This is a genomic window from Paracoccus sp. S4493 (assembly GCF_000967735.1).
GTDB lineage: Bacteria > Pseudomonadota > Alphaproteobacteria > Rhodobacterales > Rhodobacteraceae > Paracoccus > Paracoccus marcusii.
In genome coordinates, this window is sequence record NZ_JXYF01000573.1 from 1 (window position 1) to 227 (window position 227).

Annotated in this window: 1 protein-coding gene; it reads right to left on the minus strand. The window is 77.5% G+C overall.

Annotated features, from left to right (window positions below):
• On the minus strand, positions 1-227 hold a 227-nt coding region (locus TW83_RS21730; RefSeq protein WP_045984377.1), incomplete at both ends, for a hypothetical protein.

The window sequence follows — 227 nt, forward strand, 5'->3', positions numbered from 1 at the left end:
CCCAAGCCGCGCGGCAACCGTCGCCCGCAGGGGGACCGCGGCCAGGCCGAGCGTCCCCAGGGTGATCGCCCGCAGGGCCAGCGCCGCGGCCCGCGCCGCGATGGCGCCCCGCGCGACGGTCAGTCCAAGGATGCGGCCCCGGCAGGGGATCGCCCACAGGGCGAACGTCGCGATCGCAACGGCAAGCCCGGCGGCAAGTTCGGTGGCCCCAAGAAGGGCGGCAAGCC